The sequence below is a fragment of the Psychrobacter cibarius genome (assembly GCF_904845955.1).
Classification (GTDB): Bacteria; Pseudomonadota; Gammaproteobacteria; order Pseudomonadales; family Moraxellaceae; genus Psychrobacter; species Psychrobacter cibarius_B.
In genome coordinates this window covers 1-1,524 of record NZ_CAJGYX010000025.1, presented here as the reverse complement: position 1 = coordinate 1,524, position 1,524 = coordinate 1, and the positions used below count along the sequence as shown (strand labels likewise).

Below are 1,524 nucleotides of genomic sequence, written 5' to 3'. Positions count from 1 at the left end.
GTTATTTTGAGTTGTAACGCCTTCATAACCAACTTTACTCAAACACTTTTTCATCAGCTCTCTTTTAACGCGAAAGTCTGCGATTCTAGTGGTTTGTAAGCTGTTATAGTGTCATATTACCTTGTGAGCATATAACAGCTTTATGTTAATAAAGCCCTTGTCCTGCGGTGTCTGTGTTAAAACAAGTACTTTTTTACAACTATCTGGTTTAGTGTGTTACCGCTAGAAAGTGATTAAAATGAACATAAAAAAAACCCATAATTTGCTGAGCAAACTATGGGTTTAGAACGACGATTAAAGATAAAGATGAGAGTTTATCCCTATCGAAATAAAACAGGGGAAAATTCAATCTATATCACTATAGTGGGACTAGAGTAATTTAGCCAACACTGCTTGACCCATCTCTTGGCACCCCACTTGCTTCAATCCAGCTTCACTACTGTCCAAGACATCAAGCGTACGCAAACCATCATCAAGGACATCACTCACTGCTTGCTCAATCGCTTGTGCCGCTGCTTCTTGCTTAAAAGTATAACGCAGCATCATCGCAACCGATAAAATAGTCGCCAATGGGTTGGCTTTGTCCTTCCCAGCAATATCAGGCGCTGAACCATGACACGGCTCATACATCCCTTTGCCTGCTTCATCAAGACTGGCTGATGGCAACATACCGATAGATCCAGTGAGCATAGCAGCTTCATCAGACAAGATATCACCGAACATATTGCCTGCCACCATGACATCAAATTGCTTAGGATTCTTGATCAATTGCATACAAGCATTGTCAGCATACATGTGCGATAACGCTACGTCGCTATAATCTGCTTGCTGCATTTGGGTCATCGTTTGCTTCCACAGCTCGGTGACTTCTAATACGTTTGCCTTGTCCACTGAGCAAATTTTCGCTGCTGTGCCTGCTGCTTGCGCACGCGTTTTTGCCAATTCAAAAGCAACTTTACCGATACGCTGAATCTCGCTTGTGCTATAGACCATGGTGTTGTAGCCCTGCTGTTCACCATTCTCTAGTGTGCGGATTCCACGTGGCTCACCAAAATAGATACCACCAGTCAACTCACGAACGATAAGCAAATCCAAGCCTGAAATAATCTCAGGTTTGATACTAGACGCATTGACCAACTGCGGGTAAAGCTTTGCCACACGTAGATTAGCAAACAAACCAAGCTCACCACGTATTTTAAGTAAACCACGTTCAGGGCGCTTGCTGCGTTCAATACCATCCCATTTAGGGCCACCGACCGCTCCTAACAATACCGCATCTGCTGCACGGGCACGGTCTAGCGTTTCATCTGGCAAAGGCTCGCCCGTTGCGTCAATGGCCACACCGCCAATCAATCCAGATTCAAGTGTCAAATCTAACGCAAATTTCTTATTGACCGCATTCAGTACGTCAATGGCTTGAGTCATGATTTCGGGACCGATACCATCGCCCGCTAATGTTAAAATCGTTGCCATACTAATCCTTGTGGGTAGGTAGTTTTTTATTTATGTTAGGGCATGTCCTCA

General features: G+C 44.0%; 1 protein-coding gene. It reads right to left on the bottom strand.

Translation table 11 applies throughout. The features are described 5' to 3' along the window. Positions 1 to 369: 369 nt before the first annotated feature. Complete coding sequence (gene leuB / locus JMV76_RS14585; RefSeq protein ID WP_201503184.1) at positions 370 to 1,473, bottom strand: 3-isopropylmalate dehydrogenase; 1,104 nt, start codon at positions 1,471 to 1,473, stop codon at positions 370 to 372. Positions 1,474 to 1,524: the final 51 nt, after the last annotated feature.